This is a genomic window from Labilithrix luteola (assembly GCF_001263205.1).
GTDB classification, from domain to species: Bacteria; Myxococcota_A; Polyangia; order Polyangiales; family Polyangiaceae; genus Labilithrix; species Labilithrix luteola.
The window spans coordinates 11,822,600-11,845,865 of sequence record NZ_CP012333.1 but is presented as its reverse complement, the minus strand read 5'-3'; the positions used below and the strand labels follow the sequence as shown (position 1 = coordinate 11,845,865).

Sequence of the window (23,266 nt, the reverse complement as noted above, 5' to 3'; positions counted from 1 at the left end):
GCTCGGACCGGCCCCTCGACGAGCTCGCTTGACGGGCGCATCGCTTTCGATGGACCTTCGCGGCAAGGCTTTTTCCAGGGGAGGCAAGCCATGCAGATCCATCGCCAGGTCCATCGCCAGGTTCATCGCAACCGATCGGGCATTCCGTTCCAGAGGGGCGCCAAGTTCGCGTTCTCGAGCGCTGTTTCGCATGCCCTTGGATTCGCTCTGGTGGCATCAGGGTTTCTCGCATGTGGCGGTGCCGAAGAAGCGAAGCCCCCGGTCACCCCCGCGCCTACCGCCGCTGTGGCTCCTCCGCCGCCCGTCGAGACGGCCAAGCCGGAGCCGCCCGCGCCGAAGCCAACCCTTGCCGAGTTGCAGCAATCGGGCTTGGCCAATGCCCTCGCGGGGCTCAATGGCCACGATCCCAAGAAGTTCGCGAGCGTCTACGCCGACGACGCCGTCATCTCGGTCGCGGGCCTCAACGAGGTGAACGGCCGTGAGGCCATCGCTCAGAACATGACCGAGTGGTTCGACGTCTTTTCGAAGGCGAAGCTCGGATTCTCACGCGTGTGGGTGAAGGGCGACACGATGGTCCTCGAATGGGTCATCAACGGTACCCACCACGGTGAGCTTTTCGGTGTGAAGGGTACCGAGCAGCCCATCGGACACTACGGTCTGAGCATCGTTTCGTTCTCTCCGGACGGAAAAGTGCAGCGCGAGAATCGCTACGGTGAGCTGGGCGCCGTCATGACACAGGTCGGCTCCGCCAAGGCCAAGGCGCGCCCCATCCCCGAAGTTCCGCCCAGCCCCGAGACCATCGTGGGCAAGCGCGAGGAACGCGAGCAGCGTGAGGAGGAGAAGAACGTCGACGTCGCCAAGGCGGTGCTCGCGTCACTCGAGGGAAAGAAGGAAGCCGACTTCGTGTCGCTCCTTGCCGACGACATCGCGCACGACGGCCTTTTCCATCTCGAGACCACGAAGGGGAAGGATGAGGCCAAGAAGTTCTGGAAGAGCTTCACCACCGCATTCCCCGACGCCAAGTTCGAGGTCGGTCGCGCCCTCGCCGTGGGCGACTACGCCATCGTCGAGTCGACGCTCCATGCGACGCAGAAGGGAGCGCTCGGCCAGATCGCGCCTACCAAGAAGCCCGTGAACGTCCACCTCGTCGACGTCTTCCGCATCAAAGACGGCAAGGTCTCTCGCGCTTGGACCTACCAGAACAGCCTCGAAATGCAGCAGCAGCTCGGCCTTTTCGAGGTCAAGACCACCAACGTTCCCGCTTCCCAAACGACGCCTGCGAAGTCTGATACGAAGTCGACGTCGGCGAGTGCCGCCGGCGACAAAAAGAAGTAATCGTCTCGAGAAGTAGACCCACCATGACTTTCGCTTCCAAGCTCTCGTTCTCGTCGTCGCGCTCGCGTCTCGCGTCGATTCTGGGCTGTCTCGTGGTCGCCTCCTCGGCGGTGGCCGTGTCGTTCGTCTCGGGTTGTGATGACGATCCGGTCACCGTGCGGACACGCCCGGATGGTGGAACGCAAGGCACCGACGCGGGATCGTCGAGCCTGAAATGTGGAGCGGTGGTGTCGTCGGTCTACGACAGTCCCTCGTTCGCGACCAACGCGGCCGAGGAGCTCAATCTGCGCGCGTACGCCTTCGCGATGGACCACAAGATGGATCAGACCGAAGGCTCGAACACCGCGATCCTGACGACGGCGGAGCTGACGACGGCGTTCACGGCGGGAACGCCGAACCTTCGTTCGGTCTCGACCGCCGCGGCGCAGGCGGAGGTCGACGGCTACCTCACGGCCTACGGCGACGCGGTCGGTCGCGTCTGGACGCTCGCGCAGGCCCAAGCCGACGGCGGCGCGCAGACAGGCGGGAAGTTCGAGAGCACGTTCCACGTCTCGGCGACGGGCCTCGATCTGCGCGAGGCCACGTCGCGAACGCTGCTCGGCGGAGCGTTCTACAACCACGCTGTGGCACTCGCGGCGGGGGCGATGACGGAGGCCACCGTCGATCGCCTCGTGGCCTCGTTCGGCGCCACCCCGGCGTTCGCCAACCGGACCGACGAGGACGCGGGAGCCGACCGCGATGGTCTCTCGGCATCCCTCGCGTCCCAGCGCGACGACCAGAGCCAGAGCACGGGACCGTACCGGAGGATCCGCGACGCACTCCTCACCGCACGAGCCGCGGCGGCGGCGGGTGACAAGTGCCGCGACGACCTCAATCAGGCGCTCTCCACGTTCTTCGCCGAGTGGGAGAAGGCGTCGTACGCCTCGGCGATCTACTTCCTCAACCTCGGTTCGGCGGCCGCCACCGCGCAGCCGCCGAAGGGCCCGGTCGCGCTCCGAGCATTCGGCGATGCGATCGGCCTCATCCAGAGCTTCCGAGGCGTCCCGCAGGACCGGCGGAAGATCACCGACGCGCAGATCGATGGTCTGCTCGCCAAGATCGGAGCGGACAAGGCCGTCGATCTTCTTGCCGACACGAGCAACCGCACCCCGTCGTTCGTCTCGGCCATGCAAGACATCGCGAGCCTCTACGGCTTCACCCAGTCGGACGTCGAGACGTTCAAGAAGGTCTTCTGAAGAGCCTGGCCATGAATCTCTCGGCCATCGCTCGCAGGCTCGCGCATCTAGGAGTCTCCGGTGAAACGACCGGGGAGGGACCGCGCGCGGCCGTCGCGGCCATCCTTCGTCAACGCGAAGGAGCCGATAGCGCTGACCTCTTCTTCATCCGCCGTGCGGATCGAACGGGCGACCCCTGGTCGGGACACATCGCGTTTCCGGGAGGACGCGCCGAGCCCACGGACGACTCGATCCTCGTCACCGCGATTCGCGAGACGTGCGAGGAGGTGGGGATCGACCTGACGAACGCCGATCTGGTCGCGCGCCTCCCCGACTTGCTGCCCTACACGCGTACGAAGCGCGCGGTTACGGTCACGCCCTTCGTCTTCGCGCTCAAGAGCGACGTGGTGCCCACGCCGAACGAAGAGGTTGCAGGCACCTACTGGATCCCGTTCGACAAGCTCGCCCGTGGTGAAGGGCGCGGCACCTTTCCGTGGGTGTGGGAGGGCAAGACGCTCGAGCTTCCCTGCATCCGTTTCGAGCCGGGCGGGGAAATCCTCTGGGGCATGACGTACCGCATGCTCGAGACGATGATCGAAGCGCTCGGCCCCGAAGACGACGCGATGCTCCCGTAGCCTGACCTCGCAGGCGTGCTAAACTCGGTTTCGCGCCGGCACCCCGGCGCCATCATGGCCAAAAAGTCTCTCTAGTTTCAGTTTGAGTTTCGGCTCGCTTCGCTCGCCTCTGGCCTTCGGCGCTAGGGGCGGCGGCGGCGCCAGGCGCTCGGATTTCGGCTCTCGGCCATCCGACGCCTTAGAGGCGCGATGCCGCGCGCAATGCGCAGGCAGGGGCGGCGGAGCTCGTTGGTCGCGGATCCGTGGGATCGCGACGCCCGCTGACGAGGAGATTTTTCATGATGACTGCGCTTTCCGTGCGCGGTGTCGCTGTGGCCTATTCCGCAGCGCTGCCGGTGTTTCGTGACGTTTCGTTCCGGCTCACGCCGGGTTTCCATGGCCTGGTCGGTGAGAACGGCGCGGGCAAGACGACACTCTTGCGTGTTCTGTCCGGTGAGCTCGCGCCCACCGAAGGCAGCGTGATCGTCGAACCAAAAGACGCGTCGATCGTCTCGTGCGAGCAGACCGTGCACTCGCTCTCCGACGACGTGCGGGAGTTCGCCCTCGAGCACGATGGTCGCGCCTCGGAGCTTCGAGGACGCCTCGCGCTCGATCCCGACGAGCTCGAACGCTGGGAGACGCTCTCACCCGGCGAGCGCAAACGCTGGCAGGTGGGGGCGGCGCTCGTTCGCGAGCCGGACGTGCTCTTGCTCGACGAGCCGACGAACCACCTCGACGCCAAGGCCCGGACGTTGCTCGTGTCCGCGCTGCGGCGCTATCGCGGGATCGGCGTGGTCGTTTCGCACGACCGCGCTCTGCTCGAAGAGCTTCCGCAGGCGATCCTGCGTGTGCACGGGGAGCGCGTCGTTCTCTATCCAGGCGCGTATTCGCAGGCGTTCGAAGCCTGGACGGGCGAACGCGCCGCGCTCGAAGAGGAGCACGCGCGGGCCAAGCGACGCGTCGAGGTCGTGGCTTCGCGGCTCGACTCGGCGAGACGCAACCAGGCGTCGGCGAGCCGCGCCAAGAACGCCGGCACGCGCCTCAAGGACAAGAACGATCACGACGCCAAGAGCATGGGCGCCAAGGTGGTGGCCGGCTGGGCCGAAGCCCGAGCCGGACAGCAGGTGCGCGTGCTTCGCAACGAGCTCGCGCGTGCGTCGGCCGACGTGCCCACGCTCGCGCGCGATCGTACGCTCGGCGGCAAGGTATTCGCCACTTTCGAACGAGCACCGATGCCCGTTCTTTTCCACGTCGATCACGACCGAATCGAGCGCGACGGACACACGATCTTCCGTGACGTTCGCGTGTCGATTGGGCGTGAGGAACGTGTTCGGGTGACGGGGCCGAACGGAGCCGGGAAGACGACGCTGCTCGGGGCGCTTCTCGCGTCTCGCGGAAGCAACGACTCCCGTATTCTCCATCTTCCTCAGGAGCTCGAGCCGGAGGCGGTCGCCCAGCTCGCCCGGTCGGTCGCCGAGCTCGGGCAAGACGTGCGCGGCCGCGTTCTCTCCATCTTCGCTGCGCTGGGAAGCGATCCCGAACGGATTGTCTTGCGACGTAGCGAAGACGCGGCATCGCTCTCTCCCGGGGAGGCGAGGAAGCTCGCGCTCGCGCTCGGCCTCGGAAAGCACGTCTGGGCGCTCGTGCTCGACGAGCCCACGAATCACCTGGATTTGCCGAGTATCGAACGGCTCGAGCAGGCGCTCGAAGGGTATCCGGGAGCCATCGTTCTGGTGACCCACGACGACGCCTTCGCTAGCGCGTGTACGACGCGCGAGGTTCGCGTTCGCGAGGGCACGGTGATGTGAATCGGTGAGTGAAATCGATCATTCGCCGTAACGTCGGCTCCGCTTCGCGAGTTCGTCACGCTGAGGGTGCAATGTGCAAGCATGACGGGCGGGTGGATGCGGGCGGCGCTCCTCGTGCTGCTCACGATCGGAACGAGCTGCGCGGCCGGGCGCCGCGAAGCATGGTCAGGCACCGAGTCGACGCCGATTCCTCAGCGCGCGTCCCAAGGCGCCGGCGAGGCTACGATCAGCGAGCAGGTCTCGCGGGTCCAGCCCCGCGGCGCGGCAGGACCGGTGGTGCTCGTCACCATCGACGGCGCACGCTGGCAGGAGATCTTCGGCGGAACCGACACGGAGCTCTCGAATCACCCTCGACGATTGCCGAGTGATCTCGTTCCCCACATCGCCTCCATGGCGAAGGAGCGAGGCGCGGCAGTCGGCGCACCGGGCAAGGGAACGATGGCGGCCACGGGGCCGAACTTCGTCTCGCTGCCCGGCTACACCGAGCTTCTCACCGGACGCGCGCCGGTCGGCTGCCAGGACAACGATTGCGACGCCACCCGCACGCGCACGCTTCTCGACGAAGTGCACGGCGCAGGTGGCAAGGTCGCGGCCTTCGCTTCGTGGGAACGCCTCGAGCGCGCGGCGACGGTTCGAACCGGTCGGTTCGTCGTCTCGTGTGGTCGACACGGTGATGATTCGATCGAGCCTTGGCCTGGCGAAGGTGACTTCAGGCCCGATCGCTACACAGCAAAAATTGCACTCGAGTACCTCGAGTCGGAACGTCCCGACATCCTCTTCCTTGGACTAGGTGAACCCGACGAGTACGCGCACAAGGGCGACTACGACGGATATCTCTCGTCGCTCGCCTATGCGGACTCGGTGGTCGGTCGTGTCTTCGACACGCTCGAACGGATGGGGGCGCGCGGCGCGCAGACGACGGTAATGGTCACCGCCGATCACGGCCGGGCGCGCGATTTCGCGAATCATGGCGGCTTCGCTCCCGAGTCAGCGCGCGTGTGGTTCGTCGCTGCAGGGCCTTCGATCACGGCGCGAGGTCACGTTGCCTCCGCGTCGGAACGGCACCTCGCGGACGTCGCTCCCACGCTGCGTCTGCTCCTCGGACTCTCGCGAGATCGCTCTTTGCTCGCGGGACGTCCGATGGACGAGCTCTTCGCTTCTTCGATGTGAGGTGCGCGCCGGTACGACGCGTGCGAGGCGAAGTCGATCGGACGGGACGAAATTGGCGGGCTCGCTTGTTGCTAACTCGAGGGCAGGATCGTTCGGCCAATCGGCCGTTCGAGTCTCCCTTCGATCCTTGGTGGCGACTCCCAGGAGGCTGAAGTCATGGCCGGTGGGATGATGAAGTTCGGGCTCATTGGTTTGCTCGCGATCGGTGCGAGCTGCGCGTCCCATCAGCAAGACGGGCGCGCGATCTGGGCGAATTACATCGACGTCGAACGCGCGTATCACCCCGCGGAGGAGGGCGTTCGAAGTCCCGCGATCCTCGTCACGGTCGACGGCGCGCGCTGGCAGGAGATCTTCGACGGCGAGGATCCTTCTCGCGTCGCCGCGCCGCGTCGAAAGGCGCGCGACCTCTTTCCGAACCTCTACCATCTCGCCACGGATCGTGGCGCCATGGTGGGCGCTCCGGGCAAGGGACACATTCACGCGACCGGCCCGAACTTCATCTCGCTTCCCGGCTATACGGAGATCCTGACGGGCCGTTCGCCGCTCGCGTGTCAGTCGAATGACTGCTCGTCGGTCGCAACGCCCACGGTGCTCGACGAGGCGTACGCCGCAGGGGCACGGGTCGCAGCGTTCTCCTCATGGGAGAAGCTCCGGCGTGCGATCACCGTCGCCCCCGGCCGCTTCCTCGTGTCGTGCGGTCGTGAGGGCGATCCCACCATCCACCCGTTCCCCGGCGGTGGCGAGTACCGTCCAGACAGCGTCACGGCGTACAACGCGCTTCGCTATCTCGTGAAGGAACAGCCCGACGTCCTCTTCGTCGGTCTTGGCGATCCCGACGAGTACGCGCATCGCGGTGACTACGACGGTTACGTGCGAGCGCTGTCGTTCGCCGATGCGGTCATCGGTGAGATCTTCACCATCCTCGATCGAATGGGTGATCGCGGCGCACGCACGAACGTATTCGTCACCTCCGACCACGGACGCGCCGAGGACTTCCGCAACCACGGTGGCTGGGCGCCTGAGTCCGCGCGCGTCTGGCTCTTCGCGGCGGGGCCTGCCATCACCGCCCGAGGGCGCGTGGCGAGCAACGATGATCGCCGCCTCGCCGACGTCGCCCCTACGCTGCGCGTCGTGCTCGGTCTCGAATCCGACGGCTCGTCGCATGCAGGCCGGCCGATCGGCGAGCTCCTGGCCGAGCCCCAACCGACGACGGCCCACGTCGAGCTCGAGCACCCTTCACGCGACTCCGAGCGCTGAAGCTCGTTCGCGAGGTCAGGCGGTAGCGATGCCGACCGGGCAACTGACGCCGGTGCCTCCGAGCCCGCAATAGCCGCCCGGGTTCTTGTCGAGGTACTGCTGGTGATAGTCCTCGGCGTAGAAGAAGGGCGGCGCGTCGATGATCTCGGTCGTAATCCGATCGTGACCGGCCTTGTCGAGCGCCTCTTGGAAGCGCTCGCGTGAGGCGTTGGCCTCGCGACGCTGCTCGTCGTCGTAGACGTAGATGCCCGAGCGATACTGCGTGCCCACGTCGTTGCCTTGGCGCATGCCCTGGGTCGGATCGTGGTTCTCCCAGAAGGTCTTGAGCAGCGTCTCGTAGCTCACCTTCGACGGGTCGTAGACCACGCGTACGACTTCGTTGTGCCCGGTCATGCCCGAGCAAACTTCGCGGTACGTCGGGTTGGGGGTGACACCGGCCGCGTAGCCAACCTGCGTCGAGTAGACGCCGGGGACCTGCCAGAACTTACGCTCGGCACCCCAGAAACAACCCATGCCGAACGTGGCGACCTTCATGCCCGAAGGCCACGGCGCCTGCATGCGCGAGCCGAGAACGGCGTGCGTGCCGGTGACGGGCATCGCCTCGGCGCGGCCCGGAAGGGCTTGCTCGGCGGTAGGCATTCGGATCTTGTCGGCGTAACCCATGGTTGACCTTTCTCGGCTCCGGCCTTTCGACCGGAGCACTCGTGTGGGGAGTTTACTCCTGGTCTACGCGGGTCAAGCCAGGTCGGTTTCGGTTCTCCGTAGGCTCATTCGCCGATACGGAATTCCACGCCAAAACCGCCGCCGAACGTGCGTGCGCCGGCGTCTTGGTTGATCCGCGGAAAGTAGAGCTGCCACTTGAGGTCGACCGCAGGCGCGACCTGGTAGCCCATGCCGAAGCCAAGCAGGAGATCGGTCTCGGTGGGGCCAGGGCCGTTGTCGACGATGCGCAACGCGGACATCGGGCCGAGCCAGAAGCGCGACGAGGTCTGAAACCAGAAGTAGCCGGGGATGCTGAACGCGACGAACTCGGGATCGGTGAAGACCACTGGCAAGTACACGCCCGTGTCGATGCGCATGAAGTCGGCAACGTGGAAAGCGAGGGGCAAGCCCGCCATGAATCCGATGCGCGAGCCGTCTTCGAAGGGCAGGTACACGCGCGCGTCGAGGCCGACCTCGGCCACGCTGCCGCTATAGAAATTCCAGCGAACGCGGAACTCGGGATTCGCGCCTGTCGAGAAGCGTGTGCCGTACGTCTCCGTCCACAGCGTGCGGCCGTACTGATCGGCCTGAAGCGCGCGCGCTTCGTCGCCGAAGCGAACACCGGTGCGAAGGCCGAGCTCGACGTTGTCGGTGATGCCGAGAGCGCCTTCGAGGTTCAGTCCTGGGCCGGTGAGACTCCGAGGACCACCCGGATCGGCGTGAGCGACGCCGAGGCCCACGTTGCCTGCGAAAACGAGGCGCGGAAGCGTGATCGGACGGTCAACCCACCGCGGAGCCGCGGAAGCCGTGCTCGGAATGAAGAAAGCCAATGCAGCGACAAAGACGAAGAGATGACGAGCCGCTGCGGTGAGAGAATGTATCCGGCGCTTGCGAGCCATGCGGCATCATCGCCGAGGCGATGGTGCTCGTCACTACTTCGAAGCCGCACGCGCTTCGATGGCGGCGATGGTGTCGGCGAGTGTGCCGTCGCGGTGGAGACAGGGCCAGCAGTCACCACGACCCAGAAATCCACATCCACGCGAAACCTTCAGCGGCTTCAGCACGCCGATCATTCGTACGTCGCCTTCTTCACGCGCGCGGTCGAGGAGCTCCTTCTTCGCCGAGCAGCTCGTCGCGTTCTTGAAGTCGATGAGGATCATCGTGGCGGGCGACGCATGCGCGCGCACGTCCGGCTTGGTCAAGCTGCGGGTGGCGCGTGCGCGCGTCTCGCGGCTCGATGTCTTGCTCGTCGCGAGCTCGGCCAATGCATCGACGCCGTGATCGCCGAAAGGCCCTTCGAGCAGCGCGTACGCCGTCTCGGCATTCTCGCCGCGCGACCTGGCGGCGATCTCGCCGACGATGTCTGCGAGCTCGGCGCTGCCCGCCTTCGCGTCGAGCAGCATGAGCGAGCTCGTCACGCGGAGGGCGTCGGCCTCGCGCCCCTGCGTGTGGTAGCCGAGCGCGGCCTTTTCGAGCGGTCGCGTGTCGGCCGGAAACTCTTTGGCGAGCGCCTCGAGGGCTTCGGGACCTTCGATGTAAGCCCTCTTCAGTCGGTCTTCCGAGGCGAGCTTCACTGGCTCGGCCGCCTTCGCCGCCTGCTTGGTGGTCGCCACCTCGCCAAGCTTGTCGTCTTTCGTTTTCGGTCCGCGCAGGGCGAGCACCATCACCACGACGACGAGAATCGCGCCGATCGGGAGTGCGCTTGCGACCGCGATGAGGACACCGCGCGGCTGCTTCTTCAACAGATCGAGGGCCTGGAGGAGCGGCGACACCTGCATCGGAACGCCAGGAACACCCGCAACGGCGGCCGAGGGCTCGATGCGCTGAGCGGGGAGCCCTGCAGCCGTTGCTGCGCTGGCGACCATGCTTGCACGCGCGTGAGGACCGGGCGGCGCGACGAGCTCGCCGTGGCTCGTCTTCGCGAAGCTGTCGTCCGCGTGCCACGACGAATCGCGTGCGGGCTCCGCCGCGGACAAGCGTGCCGCCGACGGCGGAGGAGCGATGCGCGCGAGGCTCTCTCTCGGCCTGGGCGTCTGCGCGGAGAGGCCGCCCTGCGAAGCTGCGACGTCCAGTGCTTCGACGAGCGCGCGTGCACTTGCGTAACGCGCCTTCGCGTCCTTCTCGAGGAGCTTTCGTACGACGGCTTCCACCGGCGCGGGGACGTCGACGAGGGGCGCGCGGTCGCGCATCGCCGGTACGGGCGCGACGATGTGGAACGAGAGCATCGCCATACGATCGGGCGGATCGAAGGGATGAAGGCCCGTCAGCATCTCGTAGAGAATCACGCCGACGGCGTAGAGGTCGGACTGGGCACTGACGGCCTCGCCGAGCGCCTGCTCCGGCGCCATGTACTCAGGCGTGCCGAGGATGGTGCCCATGCGCGTGAGCGGTTGATCGGCGCCGCCTCGCTGGCTGATCGTCTCGGCCGAGAGCTTTGCGATGCCGAAGTCGAGCACCTTCACGAAGTCCGGATCGTCGCCCTTGCGCACGAGCATGACGTTCTCGGGCTTCAGGTCGCGATGGACGATGCCGGCGTCGTGGGCACGTTCGAGTGCCATGGCGATCTGACGCGCGACGTGCACCGCTCGCGCCGGCAGCATCGCTCCGGAGCCGATCACCTCACGAAGGCTCGTGCCTTCGATGTACTCGAGCACGAGGAAGAACGCGCCGTCCTCCGTGCGACCGAAGTCGGTGGCCGCGGCGACGTTCGGATGTTCGATGTGAGCGGCCGCCATGGCCTCACGCTCGAAGCGCGCGAGCACCTCGGCGTTCGCGCTCATCTCTGCATGCAAGAGCTTGAGCGCCACGCGCTTGCGCATGAGCGTGTGCTCGGCAAGGTAGACGGCGCCCATGCCGCCCTCCCCGAGCAATTGCTGGATGCGGTAGCGGCCCGAGACGACCTGTCCGAGGCGGTTGGCCCCATCGTTGGCCCCATCGTTGGCAGGGGCGTCTGTCGCAAGCGCCGACATGGATCGTTTGCCAGTGACAACCGAGACTACGCCCCTGCTGTTCCCCGGGCAACGAGCGTTGCACGAACTACGCGATCGCGCGGACGTGACCGCGCGATCCGCAGACCACGCGCCTCCGTGCAGGCCTTGCACTTGCTACGAAGGCCTCGCAGCGAAGGGTCGGATGCGCGCGCACGTTGCGGCACCCTCGACATCGGGCTCGTGACGGCTGTTGCAAGGCGCGTCGATCGGGGAGGCGTCAAGATGCGCTGGGAGTACAAGCGGCTCGAATTCGGCATCGCCGAGGTCGCGAGCCAGGTTTTCCAGGATGAGCTGGACGCCGCGGGGCGTGAGGGCTGGGAACTCGTTGCGACGATCCAGCACGCGCGCCACGGCTACTCGCAGCAGGTGCACCTCGTGTTCAAGCGCTCGGCCGTTGCGAAGGGCATCGAGCCCGGGCCTCTGCGCGTCGCTCGGTCGGCCTCGCGCGCGAGATGACCGCGCCCGCGCGACCGTTGGCCTCGCATTTGCTCCACAGCGGAGGCATGAGCCTTCCGAAGACCCTCCTCGTGCCCACGGATTTCGGTGAGGGCTCCGAGGCCGCCATCGCCTACGCGACCGAGCTCGCACGTGCCCTGGACGCCGAGCTCATCCTGCTCCACGCCTTCGAAATCCCTATGGTGGGCTTTCCCGACGGAACGCTCGTCGCGACCGCCGAGCTCGCTGCGCGCGTCCTGCAAGGCGCTCAGGCCGGCCTCGACGAAGCGGTGCGGTCGCATCAGACGCTGGGCGTCCCCGTACGCGGCATCGTCAAGCAAGGCGAGACGTGGCGAACGATCATCGACACCGCCGCGGAGGTCGGTGCGGGGATGATCGTGATGGGCACGCACGGCCGTCGTGGTCTCCCGAGGGCGCTGCTCGGCAGCGTCGCGGAGAAGGTCGTACGGACGTCGCCGTGCCCCGTGCTTACGGTCCACCCGGGGCACGCCTGAGAACCTCTCCGCCCGTCGTTTTCCGCCAAGCGAACAGCGCGTCAGTTTGCTCGCTCGTGTCGTTTCGCCCCACGAATTTCGACGAGGAGAGCGTTCGCGCTCTCGGAATACCAGGCATTCACGTAGCCTCGACGACGTCGGCCGTGGTCGCGATTGGCCTCCTGTTTGCCTGTGTTGCCCGCGGGGCAGGCAGGGATGGGGAGGAACACGATGGCAAAGCGACACCTTCCGTCAATCGAGACGCTGAGCTCGAGCGACGACGAACGTTTGATCACGGAGTTACGTCTCTCCGAAGTGCGTGAGCAAGTCGCTCACGCGAAGGAGCTCCTCGACGCGGTGGACGTGTTCGTCCCGTTGTCGGACCCCGGACAGGTGTCCGCCGACGGGCAGGCAAAGGCGGTCACGCCGGCCGTGGCCGAGCAGCTCGCCCGTTTGGGCTGCCGCATCGTCGAGATCGCGTCGGCTCTCTCGAAGGTGAGCGACGTCTCTCCGCGTTCTTCGCAGCAGCTTCGCGCAGCGACGACCTGAATCGCCGACGACGTAGGGAGCGTGACGTGGGTGGGGGCCCGCGTCACGACCCACCGGCGTCAGCGCTTCGAGAGATGAGCGCAGCGAGGCGAGTCGACCACGATGGTCACGCCCTTGTTGCTCGGCACGCGCGCATTGAGCGCGGCGGTCTGTGAGGGGAAGCCCGCGAAAATGTCGACGTGTTCGCCGCGGACCTTGAGGCCACGGTCTTCCACGACGAAGCATCCGTCGGCCGGCTCGCTGTCGGGACCACGCGGGGCCCCTTCGAGCTCGGGGATGTAGAGCACGGTGCCCATCGGCAGTACCGACGTGTCGGCCGCGACGCTTCGCAGCGGAGCAATCGGCCGTCCGGTAGCGCCTCGGCCCCAGGGAAAGGACGCCGCGTCGAGTGCGTCGAAGCAGATCCGTTGACCTGTGCGCGGGCAGATCTCGGCGCACGCGCAGTCGCGCTTCGCAAAGCTCACCGTTCCACCGTTGCGGAGCGAACCGCCACCCTGGACGCACACCGCCTCGAAGAAGGCCTTCGGGACCTTCGCGATCGGCGCGCACGAGGCGTTCATGATCGGCGTCTCCGGCCCGCTGAAGTCGGCCTCGCGTGGAAAGTCGTAGTACGTGTTGCGGAAGACGCCGAGCACGTGACCGCCGGCGGTTCGAGCATTGCCCGCGGAAGGGGGCGCGTCTCCGCCGAGCAGTCCTTCGTCGGGTTGCCTTTGTCCTGCCCCGAGCGTCTTGGACGCCCGCTGGGCAGGACCGGAGGGGCCTTCGAGCCCGCCTCCCGACGTTGGCCGCCGCTCCTCCTCTTCGACGAGCGGTTGCTGCACCCACGCGTTGCCTCCGCCCCAGCCTCCGCATGCGCCGAGGGCGGGCATGCTGCCGAACATCATGGCGGTGAAGAGCAGGTGCAACCGGGGCATCGTCGGACGACGATAACCCGGAGGAGCCGTTCGAGGGAAACAGCCGGCAGGAACGAACCTCGCTAGCGGCAGGCGGAGAGCGCGTCGAGGAAGCCTTCGGCCCACGTCACGGCGTTCGAACGCTGCACGGACGCGAGCAGCTTGCCGTGGCGCGCCTTGCGTTCCGGCAGGTCGACACGAAGGGCGCGGTCGAGATCGCGCGCCATTCCGTCGGCGTGGTAGGGGTTCGTGAGAATCGCGTCACGCATCTCGACGGCGGCGCCGGCGAATTGCGAGAGCAAGAGGACGCCCGGGTTCTCCGGATCCTGCGCCGCGACGTATTCCTTCGCCACGAGGTTCATGCCGTCGCGAAGCGGCGTGACGTAGCCGACGCGTGCTGCACGGTAGAGCTGCGAGAGCTGCGCTTTCGAATACGAGCGATAGAGGTAACGGATGGGGACCCACGCCGCCTCACCGAACTCGCCGTTGATGCGGCCGACGATGGTCTCGATGCTCGCGCGCTGCTCGGCATAGAGCGGGACGTCGGCACGGGAAGGCACCGAGACCTGCACGAGCGAGACCTTGCCGCGCCACTCGGGGAACATCTCGAGGAGGCGCCCGAAAGCGATGAGGCGTTCGGGAATGCCCTTCGTGTAGTCGAGACGATCGACGCCGAGCACGAGCTGCGATTCGCCGAGTGCGCGCATGAGGCCGTCGATCTCCTCCACGATCGCAGGCTCCGGCGGCTCCTGGAACGTGTCGGGGAGAATGCCGATCGGCATGGCGGCGACGTGCGTGATGCGCCCGCGGTGAGAGACGACGTCGTCCGCGACCTTCGCCGGCAAGAGCGACGACGCGCAGGAGAGGAAGTTCGCGACGTGCGCCGGCGTGTGGAAGCCGAGCAAGTCGAAGTCGAGCATCGCGTCGAGGATCTGCGCCGCCCAAGGCAGCATCGAGAACATGTCGAGCGAAGGAAACGGGATGTGCAGGAAGTGCCCCATCGGGCCCGTGTGCCCGCGCCGCCTCATGACGTTCGCCAGCATCAGCAGGTGATAGTCGTGCACCCAGATCATGGCGCGACTGCCGATGTGTCCCGAGGCGACCTCGGCGATGACCTCGTGCACCTCTTTGTAGGCATCCCAGCCCTTGTCCGAGAGCGTGACGCGCGAGGGAAACGAGTGGAACAGCGGCCACAGGGTGCCGTTGCAGAAGCCGGAGTAGTAGTCCCGGTACCAAGACTCCTTGTAGTCGAACCACGCGAGCTGCGCGGTGCGGTCGTCGATGACGCCGCTCTCCACCGTGTCCGTGTCCGGCACGGTGCGACCACTCCAGCCGAGCCACATGCCGCCACGCGCACGCAGCGCGGGCTCGAGTGCCGAGACGAGGCCGCCGACGTTCTTCTTGCGCTCGACGCCTTCGTCTCCCTCGATGTGACGGAAGTCGGGGAGGCGGTTCGAGACGACGAGCAGGTCGCGGTCGATGCCGATCGATGGGCTTCGCGTCGGAGCGATCTCACGCGGAAGGACCACGGGGATTGGCGTCTGTCCCGATCGGAGACCGTGGATGTAGCGTAGGACGGAGCGGACCTCGTCGGGCCCTTCGAGCTCCCAGCGCGCGTACGTGCGTCGGGTCTCGGCCGTGCGGACGACGATGGCGTCGTCTTGCGGTGAGAGTGCTTGGAACATGTGCTCGTCGGTGACGTCGTCACCGAAGGCGATGAGTCGCGCGCCGTGCCCGGCCATGTCCCGCACCCAGGGGACGGCCGAGGATTTCTTCACCGACGCCGGTCGGACCTCGGTGACGAGGATGCCCTCGAGGCGCTCGTACGCCGGATGACGCGTCAGGAAGCGGTCGATGATGCCGTAGGCCTCGACGAGCAGCTCTCCGCGCCGGCCGCGACGCACGTTGCGGTAGTGCAGGGCGACCGTCGAAGTCTTGCGTTCGAGCAAGGCGCCGGGGTGGCGGCGTGCGAGCTCCTCCAGCTCCTCGGTGAGCCCTGCGAGCGGCGTCGGATCGAGAGCGGCGAGCTCCCAGGCTCCGGCTCCGCGACGTGCGGCACCGTGCTCCGCGACCAGGGAGATGGTCGGGCTGGTGAAGAACTGCTCGAGCCACTCGCGGGGGCGACCGCTCACGATCGCCATGACGACACCCGGCAGAGCGGCCAGCTCTTCGATGAGCGAGATGGCGTCGCGGTCGGGCCGCGCCTCCTCGGGCGAGCTGGCGAATGGCACGAGCGTACCGTCGAGATCACAAAGGATCCCAAGCGGCGTATGCCGTGCGATCGCCATCCAGTGTTCGGTCTGAACCGGACGTTCGCCTTCGGTCATGGGAGACCATCGATACCATGCGCAGAGCGCGCCGCGTCGAAACCCATGCGCAAAATCGCGTGTGGACGTATCTCGACGTGTCGAGAAGTGCTGCAACGCGGAGTCTCGCGTCGGCTCCCCTGGGACGAAATGTCCTAATCAACGTGCCGCACCGTGCACTCACGAGCTCCAAGCGAGCTCGTCAGGGCTCGTCACGGCATCGGCTCAGGCCGCTCCGCGTCGTCGCGACGGATCCGACGAAGCGCCGTCCACGCCGGGCTCGCTCGGCGGTGTAGGCTCGCGCCGATCCGTCAAAGCGCGGCGCAAGATTTCGTCGACGCGATCGATCGTGGCTGGCTTGAGCAGCACCGCATCGAACGCGCCCCGCACGGCGGCGCCGACGTCGTCGAAGCCGGTGAGTACGATCGCGACGCGCGGCCGAGTCGCGAGGCCTCGCACGAGATCGAGCGCGTTTCCGTCACCGAGCGAAAGATCGGATAAAAGCGCGTCGACGTTCTCGCTGGCGGCAACCGCATGCGCGGCCGCGCACGAGTCGGCAGCACGCACTTCGTAACCGAGAGCTTCGAGGCTCATCGTCATGACGAGGTTGTGGTCGTCGTCGTCGTCCACGACGAGGACGAGCGGTCGGCGCTCGGGCGCGATCGTCATCAGAAAAGGGATAGCGCTGCCGGACGGCGTGGGCCACAAGATGGGGTCGATTTCCTCGCCTCGTCCGATCGGCGCAAGAGGCTCGTGCGTTCGTCGGGATCGCACTTTCCCGAAGGCCCGAAGGCCGGGGTGTCGCACGTTCTTTCTCTAGCCAGCGGGACGCGTGTCGACATCTCGTCGACATCGTGGATTGCCGTCATGTTGCACGGAACATCGATGGTTTCGCGTCGTGATCACTCCACTGACCGACGACCTCCGTGCGGCATCACGGGAACGCACGTTGCAGCTGCGCGCGTCGCCATGACCACCACGACCACGAAGACGACGAGACGGCTCGCGATTGTCCTTGGCGTGGCGAGCCTCGCTCTCTTCTGCGCGCTCGGTGCGTGCCGTGGTGATGGCCCGCCGAGCGAGCCGAGAACTCCTCCGAACTCACCGATCCCCGAGGTGGATCGGCCGGAGGAGCCGAAACCGCCGTTGCCCAATCCGTTCACCGATAGCGGCGCTTCAGCCCAGCCGAAGACGACGACCCAAACACCTCGGTAGTCGAACCCGCTTTCGCTCTCCTCGTTGCGGACGACGAGTCTTCCTGGCCCATTCGCGTCAGCGAAGGCTTCGATGCAGCGGGCGATTCCGGTCTTTCGACGCCATGGGCCCCGTAGAGGAGGATCCCATGGTGTCGTTCCGCATCACCTCACCGAGCTCTTCCTCTCGATGGCCGACCCTGTTCGGGTCTACTTCCGGGGGTTCGTGAAACGGCGCACGTCGCCGCCGACGAGCGGCGCGGTGGTTCGTGAACGAGCAGTGCATTCCGGTCGCTCGAGCCCGCCGAGCCACGCGGCGCAGCTTCGCGTTGGCGCGGCGCGTGCGTGAGCCCCGTCAGGCTCGCGGCCGCTGGCCGCTTCACGGGAGATTCGAGAAATGGGTCTGCTCACCTTCATTTTGTTGGGACTCGTGGCCGGTCTCATCGCCCGCGCGCTCATGCCCGGCCGTCAAAGCATGGGACTCGTGGCGACGACGCTCCTAGGCATCGCCGGTTCGTTCGTGGGAGGTCTGCTCGGCAGTTTGTTCCACGGTGGTCGCAACGGTCATCTGTTGGACCTTCGGCCGTCGGGGATCATCGGGAGCATCCTTGGTGCGCTCATCGTGCTGTTCTTGTTCACCAGGATCAGCCGCCATCGCGCCGCCGCTACGTGAACCGGCGGCACGTGGTCTAAAGCGTCTGTTTTCCGTCCGTCGTGAAGGCGGACGGTGACGACGCCCCTCGTGGTCCTGCTGGCGCGCGCCGTGCAGCGCGACCGTCGCCAACGTCGACGAGATCCGTCGATACCAGGAGGCGAACGATGATGCGACGCAGAGTGTCCACGACCAAAAAGCGAACGGCGCGGCCCGCGCGGAAAGCGACCCGGGGGGTGAAACGAGCCGCCTCCAGAGTCGCGAGCGGGTCGCGCGCGTCCGTCAAGCCGGCCGTCCGCAGGAGCCGGCGCGCCGTCGGCAAGACGGTCGCGAAGAAGAAGGCCGCGCCGAAGCGGCGCTCGGCGAGTGTCTCGCGCAAGGTGACGTCGAAGGTCGGCCGAGGGCCGACGACGCTGCGCAAGAAGACCTCCCGCAAGTCCAGCACGGCGCTCCGTGGGCGTGCGCGCCGTCCGGCGGTGCGACGAGGCGCGGTTGCAGCCAAGCGCGTGCGTCGCGCGGGGGCGTCGACCACGCGTCGCCCGAGCACGAGGCGCGTGTCGCGCGTGCGGGCGCGGCGCACCTCTCGTTCACGCGCGCGCTGAGGAAGGCCGTTCTCAGCCTCGCGGCACTTCCGTTGCATCGCTTCCGCAGCGAACGGATTCGCAGCGAAAGGAAAGTCCCATGAGGCAAGACGGGCCCTTCGTGGCTGATATCAAAGAGATTCGACGCCGCGCGCGCGAGCACCTCGAGCAGGGCGCGATGACGAAGAACTACGGCGGTGACGTCGAGACGGCCGTCAAACTCCTCAACGAAGGGGTCGCGACGGAGCTCGTCTGCGTGCTTCGATACAAGTACCACGCGACCATGGCCGTAGGCATCGCGAGCGAGTCGGTGAAAGCCGAGTTCACGCAACATGCGCTCGAGGAGATGCAACACCTCGAGTGGCTCGCCGAACGAATCAATCAGCTCGGGGGGAAGCCCAATCTCGACCCGCAGGGCCTCCTTTCGCGCTCGTCGTCCGAGTACGTCGAGGGGGACACGCTCGTCGACATGATTCGCGAGAACCTGGTCGCCGAACGCATCGCCATCGAGAGCTATCGCGCAATGATTCGCTACTTCGGAGACAAAGATCCGACGACACGCATCCTGCTCGAGCGAATTCTCGAGAAGGAAGAAGAGCACGCGAACGACATGCACGACCTACTCATGGCTCACAGCAACAAGTAGGTGCGAAGCGAGAGAGCAGATCGAGGGGAGTCGGCGAAGGGGGGGGCGAGGGGCGGGGGAGGGGACCGGGAGTGCGTGCATGCTCCCGGTCCCCCGCGTGTGCTCACGCACCTTTGCGTTCACGCTCACGCGTGCTGCGGAATGAACGGACGGTGGCCGATCCCACGCGGCCGCTGACGGCGAGCGCGAGCTTCCCGAACAAGATCCGGTGCGGGGGCCATCTCCGAATGGCATTCGGGGCACGTCCAGCTTGCCGCGCGATTCGCCGTGACGCCCACCGCTCCCGCCATGGCGATCCAGAACGGGACCAGAAGGACGTTGAGGCCGAGCAGGCAGCCGAAGAGCGTGCCCACCGCGAGTAGAGCGATCCAGAATACGAACGACACGACCTTCCAGCCCGCCTTCGGCGGGACCGGCACCACCTCTTCTTTGCAGGATGCACATTGTGCGTACTCCATGCTCACCTCCTCACTGAGGCCATGCATCGCGCGAGCCGGCTGCGGAAGGTTGACGGAGTGACGAGCGCCGACGCGATCGTGGTGGCCAGCCCCGGCCACGCGAGGCGGTCGCGCTCGCCTGGAGAATTGGCGTGGTTAGCCTTTCTCCGGAATGAAGAAACCGAGTGTGCTCGTGCTGGATGACGACGAAGACAACGTTCTCATCCTCGAGGCCGCGCTTCAGACGAGTGGGTACGAGGTTCGCCACGCACGATCGTGCGCCGAAGCGCAGGCGATCCTGACCGGCCGAACCGCGGATGCGCTCGTCACGGACCTCAGGCTCGGTGATGGCACGGCCTTCGACCTCGTCGCGGCACTCGGCAAGAAGCGGCCGCGCGTGGCCGTCCTCGTCACTGGCTTCGGTAGCCCCGAGGACAAGCGGGCGTCGGCCGAGGCGGGCTTCCAGGCCCACCTCGTCAAGCCGGTAACCCTCGAGCTCCTCGACCGAACGCTCCGCCGCGCGCTCGAAGCCGCGAGCGTGCCGCCGTCGCCCTCGAGTCAGGCGCCTGGACGCGCCTGAGCCTCGCGAACGTATCGATCCCGATCATCAGTGGACGGAAGAGACGGGATTTCCGTACGGGTCCCGCTCTTCGATCGGTCCCAGGCCGAGCGCCTCGAGCTCCGGGGCGAGCTTCTTCTTGTCGCCGACCACGACGACCGTCATCTGCTTGCCGTCGAGCATCTCGCCGGCGATGCGTTTGACGTCCGCGGCGGTCACCGCCTCGATGCGCGCGGGGCGCTTCGCGAAGTCGTCGAGCGGCAGGTCGTAGACGAGCAGCTCGGAGATCGCCGAAGCGACGTCGGACACGGACTCGAAACGGCTCGGCATGCTCAGCAGGATGCTCTCCTTCGCGAGCTCGAGTTCGCGCTCGGTGGGGCCGTCCTGGCGGAGGCCGTCGAGCTCGTTGAAGATCTCCTTGATCGAGGGAATCGTCTTCTCGGCGATGACAGGCGCCGTCACGATGAACGGCCCTGCTCCGTGGCGCATCACGAAGTACGAGCGAGCGCCATAGGTGTATCCATGCTTCTCGCGCAGGTTCAGGTTGATCCGGCTCGAGAACATGCCGCCGAGGATGGCGTTCGTCACGATGATCGCGTCGCGCTCCTTGGTCGAGAACGGTACGCCCGGCCGTGCAATCTGCACCTGCGATTGCGCTCCGGGCTTGTCGACCACCACGATGCGCTTTTCGGCGGCTGCCTTGGTCGGCGTCTTCGGACCCTTCTTCGAGATCGCCGGACCGCCTTTGCCTTTCCACGAACCGAACGCGGCTTCGAGCTTCGGTTGCAGGGCCTCGCGCGAGATGTCACCGGCGACGACGATGGAGACGTTGGCTGGCGTGAAGAGCTGCTGGTAGGCGCGGACGATCTCGTCGCGCTTCAGATTCTTTGCGTCGGCTTCTTCGGCGCCGAGCGTGTGGCCGTACGGATGCGCACGTCCGAACATCGCAGCCGCGAGCGTATTCTGCGCGATGGCTTGCGGACTGCTTTTCTCCGCCTGGATGCTTGCGATGCGGCGTGCTCGCAAGCGTTCGATTTCGTCGTTGGGGAAGGTCGGGTTCTCCACGACGTCGCTCATGATCTCGAGCGCGGGATCGAGCTTGTCGGCGAGGACCTTGATGCTCGCGCCACCCGAATCCCACTCGAACCACGCGCCATGCGCCGCGCCGAGGGCGTCGAAGTCGTCGCCGATCTGCAGCGCCGTCCGCTTCTTCGTTCCCTGCTCGAGCATGCCTCCGAGGAACGAGATGGCACCGGGGCGCACGTGTTCGATGTCACCCGCACCTGCGCCCACGACGAGACGAACGGCAACGATGGGGAGCTCGTGCCGCTCGACGAGCAAGACGCGAATGCCGTTCTTGAGTTTGAACTCGTCGACCTTCGGCGGAACGAACGTGACGTGCCCGTCTTCCTTCGGCGCCTGCTGCCGGAAGGGGGCATCGGGCGTCTCCCCAACCGACGGAGCCGCCGAGGCGACCGGCTTTTCCGGCAAAGGAGGTGGCGGTGCGCTCGGCGCGGGGGCGCTTCCTCCGCAGGCGAACACGAGCGAGGCGAGGACGGGGAGAAGGATCGACGAGACGCGGGGAGTCACTTGTCACCTCGCACGGTGCGGACGATGCGGCCGGCCACGGGAGCATCTTTCTTCGGCGTCACGAGCGTGACCACGCGGTCTTTCTCCTTGAGCGAGTTGCGAATGGCGTCGTTGACGCCGGCGGCGGTCGCATTCGTCGTGCGCGCGATGTCTTGGCCGAGGTAGTTCGGGTCGTGCGCGTAGTAGTCGTACGTGTTCAAGCGGTTGGCGCGTGACGAGCTCTTCTCCAGATCGAAGAAATTGTCGGCGACGATGGTCGTCTTTGCACGACCCAGCTCGGCGTCGTCGACGCCGCCCTTTCTCAACTTCGCGAGCTCCTCGTCGATGACCTTGAGCAACTCGTCGGCCGTGTGGCCCGGACGGGCGGTGGCGACGATCTCGAAGACGCTCGCCAACTCGCTCGACTGCTGCGAAGCCGAGACGCCCTGCGCAATCTGGAGATCGTAGACGAGCCGCTTGTAGAGGCGACTCGTCTTGCCACCCGTGAGAACGTGAGAAGCGAGATCGAGTTCGGCGTCGCCGGGCGCGAAGAATGCCGGCGTAGGCCAGCTGATGTAGACGCGTGGGAGCTCGACGTTGGCCTCGACTTCGAGGCGCGTCTCACCGGGATGGTCGACGCGCGCGGGCTTCTTGCGCGGCACCTCGGGCCCGCGCGGAATAGGCCCGAAGTACTTTTCGACCAGCGCCTTCGCCTTGGCCTTGTCGAACGACCCGGAGATCACGAGTGTGGCGTTGTTGGGGACGTAGTTGGCGCGGAAGAACGCGCGGACGTCTTCGAGCGTCGCGGCGTCGAGGTCCTGTGGGCTCCCGATGGTGAGCAGGTGGTAGGGGTGACCTTCGGGGAAGAGCTCGGCGCGAACGAACTGGGACACGAGGCCGTAGGGAGCGTTTTCGTAGTTCTGGCGGCGCTCGTTCTTGACGACGTCGCGCTGTCCTTCGAACGTCGCCTGGTCGGCGTGGTCGAGCAGGAAGCCCATGCGATCGCTCTCGAGCCAGAGCGCGAGTTCGAGCTGATTCTCGGGCACCGTCTCGAAGTAGTTCGTGCGGTCGGTATTCGTCGTGCCGTTGATGGAGCTCGCTCCGGCGCGCTCGAGGAAGCGGAAGTAGGTGTCCTCGGGCACGTGCTTGCTGCCCTGGAACATGACGTGTTCGAAGAGGTGAGCGAACCCGTTGCGTCCCTTCGCCTCGTCTTTCGAGCCGACACGGTACCAGAGGTTCACCGTGACGATCGGCGTGCGGCGGTCTTCGTCGAACACGACCGTGAGGCCGTTCGGTAGCTGTGTCTTCTCCGCAACGAGTTTGACCGGCAACGTGCTCGGCGCGCCGGATGTCTTCGAAGGTGGGTCGGCAGCGTGGCTCGGCGTGGAGCCGAGGAACAACGCACCTGCGACCGCGAGCAGAACCGGCAGACGAAGCTTGGGACGAGCCATGGGGAGCTGATTATGGCCCGAGCCGTCGCCGGCGTGAAAGTCGCGCGGACGCGCAGCCCCGATCGACACGCGGACGCCGGCATCCGATGGCATCGCGGAGCTGCGCGTGCGCACGGAGCTCGGCAGGCTGGTCGAGGTCCTTTCGCGCGCTCTGCGAAAGAACCCTTCGCAGCACACACGTATCCGCACGATGCGGACGGACCTCGCGCGCGTCGGCTCGACGCTTCGTGACATGCCTTGGCCGTTGACCGGCTCGTGCCCACGCGCCTCACAGATCGTCGGCGTGAGCGGGCGTCGTGGGATCGACCGGGGCTTCGCGTCGGAGTCACTCGATTTGCACGACGCCACGTTGATGGCTTCGTCGGCCTGACGACCGACTGTTGGGTTCCGCCACGATTTGGATGCCCGCCA

The 23,266-nt window shown here is 66.5% G+C and carries 24 protein-coding genes; 14 read left to right on the top strand and 10 right to left on the bottom strand.

Annotated elements, in window-relative coordinates; translation table 11 throughout:
• Positions 1–90: 90 nt before the first annotated feature.
• The 6 genes from AKJ09_RS51120 (at position 91) to AKJ09_RS51095 (ending at position 7,398) form a co-directional block, all read left to right on the top strand.
• On the top strand, positions 91–1,335 hold the full coding sequence (locus AKJ09_RS51120) for an ester cyclase (protein WP_146655149.1): 1,245 nt from the start codon (positions 91–93) through the stop codon (positions 1,333–1,335).
• Positions 1,336–1,358: 23 nt separating this feature from the next.
• On the top strand, positions 1,359–2,570 hold the full coding sequence (locus tag AKJ09_RS51115) for a hypothetical protein (protein ID WP_146655148.1): 1,212 nt from the start codon (positions 1,359–1,361) through the stop codon (positions 2,568–2,570).
• An 11-nt stretch (positions 2,571–2,581) separates the two neighbouring features.
• The gene (locus tag AKJ09_RS51110) at positions 2,582–3,184 is read left to right on the top strand and encodes an NUDIX hydrolase (RefSeq protein ID WP_146655147.1); all 603 of its coding nucleotides are present in this window, start codon (positions 2,582–2,584) and stop codon (positions 3,182–3,184) included.
• Between the two features lie 278 nt (positions 3,185–3,462).
• Positions 3,463–4,971 carry an ATP-binding cassette domain-containing protein gene (locus AKJ09_RS51105; RefSeq protein ID WP_275936726.1) on the top strand — a complete coding sequence of 503 codons (1,509 nt, stop codon included), beginning with the start codon at positions 3,463–3,465 and terminating at the stop codon, positions 4,969–4,971.
• 81 nt (positions 4,972–5,052) lie between these two features.
• The gene (locus AKJ09_RS51100) at positions 5,053–6,141 is read left to right on the top strand and encodes a sulfatase-like hydrolase/transferase (RefSeq protein ID WP_146655146.1); all 1,089 of its coding nucleotides are present in this window, start codon (positions 5,053–5,055) and stop codon (positions 6,139–6,141) included.
• 156 nt (positions 6,142–6,297) lie between these two features.
• The gene (locus tag AKJ09_RS51095) at positions 6,298–7,398 is read left to right on the top strand and encodes an alkaline phosphatase family protein (RefSeq protein WP_146655145.1); all 1,101 of its coding nucleotides are present in this window, start codon (positions 6,298–6,300) and stop codon (positions 7,396–7,398) included.
• Between the two features lie 15 nt (positions 7,399–7,413).
• Here AKJ09_RS51095 and msrA read toward each other — a convergent pair whose 3' ends face one another.
• From msrA to AKJ09_RS51080, 3 genes are all read right to left on the bottom strand, one after another.
• Positions 7,414–8,061, bottom strand: coding sequence for a peptide-methionine (S)-S-oxide reductase MsrA (msrA, locus tag AKJ09_RS51090; RefSeq protein WP_146655144.1), 648 nt, complete (start codon positions 8,059–8,061; stop codon positions 7,414–7,416).
• Positions 8,062–8,165: 104 nt separating this feature from the next.
• Complete coding sequence (locus AKJ09_RS51085) at positions 8,166–8,930, bottom strand: hypothetical protein (RefSeq protein WP_146655143.1); 765 nt, start codon at positions 8,928–8,930, stop codon at positions 8,166–8,168.
• Between the two features lie 102 nt (positions 8,931–9,032).
• A complete protein-coding gene (locus tag AKJ09_RS51080) occupies positions 9,033–11,069 on the bottom strand; it encodes a serine/threonine-protein kinase (RefSeq protein ID WP_146655142.1) in 2,037 nt (678 codons plus the stop codon).
• 201 nt (positions 11,070–11,270) lie between these two features.
• Between AKJ09_RS51080 and AKJ09_RS54025 the strand changes: the two genes are divergently transcribed.
• The 3 genes from AKJ09_RS54025 (at position 11,271) to AKJ09_RS51065 (ending at position 12,568) form a co-directional block, all read left to right on the top strand.
• Positions 11,271–11,546, top strand: coding sequence for a DUF4177 domain-containing protein (locus AKJ09_RS54025; RefSeq protein WP_169928672.1), 276 nt, complete (start codon positions 11,271–11,273; stop codon positions 11,544–11,546).
• A 47-nt stretch (positions 11,547–11,593) separates the two neighbouring features.
• Positions 11,594–12,040, top strand: a complete 447-nt coding sequence (locus AKJ09_RS51070) for a universal stress protein (RefSeq protein ID WP_169928671.1) — start codon at positions 11,594–11,596, stop codon at positions 12,038–12,040.
• Positions 12,041–12,250: 210 nt separating this feature from the next.
• A complete protein-coding gene (locus tag AKJ09_RS51065) occupies positions 12,251–12,568 on the top strand; it encodes a hypothetical protein (RefSeq protein WP_146655139.1) in 318 nt (105 codons plus the stop codon).
• A gap of 59 nt (positions 12,569–12,627) precedes the next feature.
• Here AKJ09_RS51065 and AKJ09_RS51060 read toward each other — a convergent pair whose 3' ends face one another.
• The 3 genes from AKJ09_RS51060 to AKJ09_RS51050 all read right to left on the bottom strand — a co-directional run bounded on the left by AKJ09_RS51060 (position 12,628) and on the right by AKJ09_RS51050 (position 16,436).
• On the bottom strand, positions 12,628–13,482 hold the full coding sequence (locus AKJ09_RS51060; RefSeq protein WP_146655138.1) for a 3D domain-containing protein: 855 nt from the start codon (positions 13,480–13,482) through the stop codon (positions 12,628–12,630).
• Between the two features lie 62 nt (positions 13,483–13,544).
• Positions 13,545–15,788: a trehalose-phosphatase gene (gene otsB, locus AKJ09_RS51055; RefSeq protein WP_146655137.1), complete on the bottom strand. Its 2,244-nt coding sequence runs from the start codon at positions 15,786–15,788 to the stop codon at positions 13,545–13,547.
• A 204-nt stretch (positions 15,789–15,992) separates the two neighbouring features.
• Entirely contained in the window at positions 15,993–16,436 is a 444-nt protein-coding gene (locus AKJ09_RS51050) for a response regulator (RefSeq protein WP_146655136.1), read from the bottom strand.
• A gap of 300 nt (positions 16,437–16,736) precedes the next feature.
• Between AKJ09_RS51050 and AKJ09_RS51045 the strand changes: the two genes are divergently transcribed.
• Together AKJ09_RS51045 and AKJ09_RS51040 are read left to right on the top strand one after the other, a co-directional pair.
• Positions 16,737–16,982, top strand: coding sequence for a hypothetical protein (locus tag AKJ09_RS51045; protein WP_146655135.1), 246 nt, complete (start codon positions 16,737–16,739; stop codon positions 16,980–16,982).
• Positions 16,983–17,357: 375 nt separating this feature from the next.
• Positions 17,358–17,633, top strand: a complete 276-nt coding sequence (locus AKJ09_RS51040; protein ID WP_146655134.1) for a GlsB/YeaQ/YmgE family stress response membrane protein — start codon at positions 17,358–17,360, stop codon at positions 17,631–17,633.
• Positions 17,634–17,649: 16 nt separating this feature from the next.
• Here the strand turns inward: AKJ09_RS51040 and AKJ09_RS51035 are convergent, their stop codons facing one another.
• Positions 17,650–18,057, bottom strand: coding sequence for a hypothetical protein (locus AKJ09_RS51035; protein ID WP_146655133.1), 408 nt, complete (start codon positions 18,055–18,057; stop codon positions 17,650–17,652).
• Between the two features lie 236 nt (positions 18,058–18,293).
• On the opposite strand from AKJ09_RS51035, the gene AKJ09_RS51030 reads away from it, so the two are divergent.
• On the top strand, positions 18,294–18,839 hold the full coding sequence (locus tag AKJ09_RS51030; RefSeq protein ID WP_146655132.1) for a ferritin-like domain-containing protein: 546 nt from the start codon (positions 18,294–18,296) through the stop codon (positions 18,837–18,839).
• Positions 18,840–18,964: 125 nt separating this feature from the next.
• Here the strand turns inward: AKJ09_RS51030 and AKJ09_RS51025 are convergent, their stop codons facing one another.
• Positions 18,965–19,297, bottom strand: a complete 333-nt coding sequence (locus AKJ09_RS51025) for a hypothetical protein (RefSeq protein ID WP_146655131.1) — start codon at positions 19,295–19,297, stop codon at positions 18,965–18,967.
• Positions 19,298–19,448: 151 nt separating this feature from the next.
• Here AKJ09_RS51025 and AKJ09_RS51020 point away from each other — a divergent pair, with 151 nt between their 5' ends.
• Positions 19,449–19,856, top strand: coding sequence for a response regulator (locus AKJ09_RS51020; RefSeq protein ID WP_146655130.1), 408 nt, complete (start codon positions 19,449–19,451; stop codon positions 19,854–19,856).
• 27 nt (positions 19,857–19,883) lie between these two features.
• On the opposite strand, the gene AKJ09_RS51015 is transcribed toward AKJ09_RS51020, so the two are convergent.
• Together AKJ09_RS51015 and AKJ09_RS51010 are read right to left on the bottom strand one after the other, a co-directional pair.
• On the bottom strand, positions 19,884–21,425 hold the full coding sequence (locus tag AKJ09_RS51015) for a M16 family metallopeptidase (RefSeq protein WP_146655129.1): 1,542 nt from the start codon (positions 21,423–21,425) through the stop codon (positions 19,884–19,886).
• Positions 21,422–22,855, bottom strand: a complete 1,434-nt coding sequence (locus AKJ09_RS51010) for a M16 family metallopeptidase (protein WP_240488907.1) — start codon at positions 22,853–22,855, stop codon at positions 21,422–21,424. Before AKJ09_RS51010 ends, AKJ09_RS51015 begins: the two co-directional genes overlap by 4 nt.
• A gap of 106 nt (positions 22,856–22,961) precedes the next feature.
• On the opposite strand from AKJ09_RS51010, the gene AKJ09_RS51005 reads away from it, so the two are divergent.
• Positions 22,962–23,225, top strand: coding sequence for a hypothetical protein (locus tag AKJ09_RS51005; protein ID WP_146655127.1), 264 nt, complete (start codon positions 22,962–22,964; stop codon positions 23,223–23,225).
• Positions 23,226–23,266: the final 41 nt, after the last annotated feature.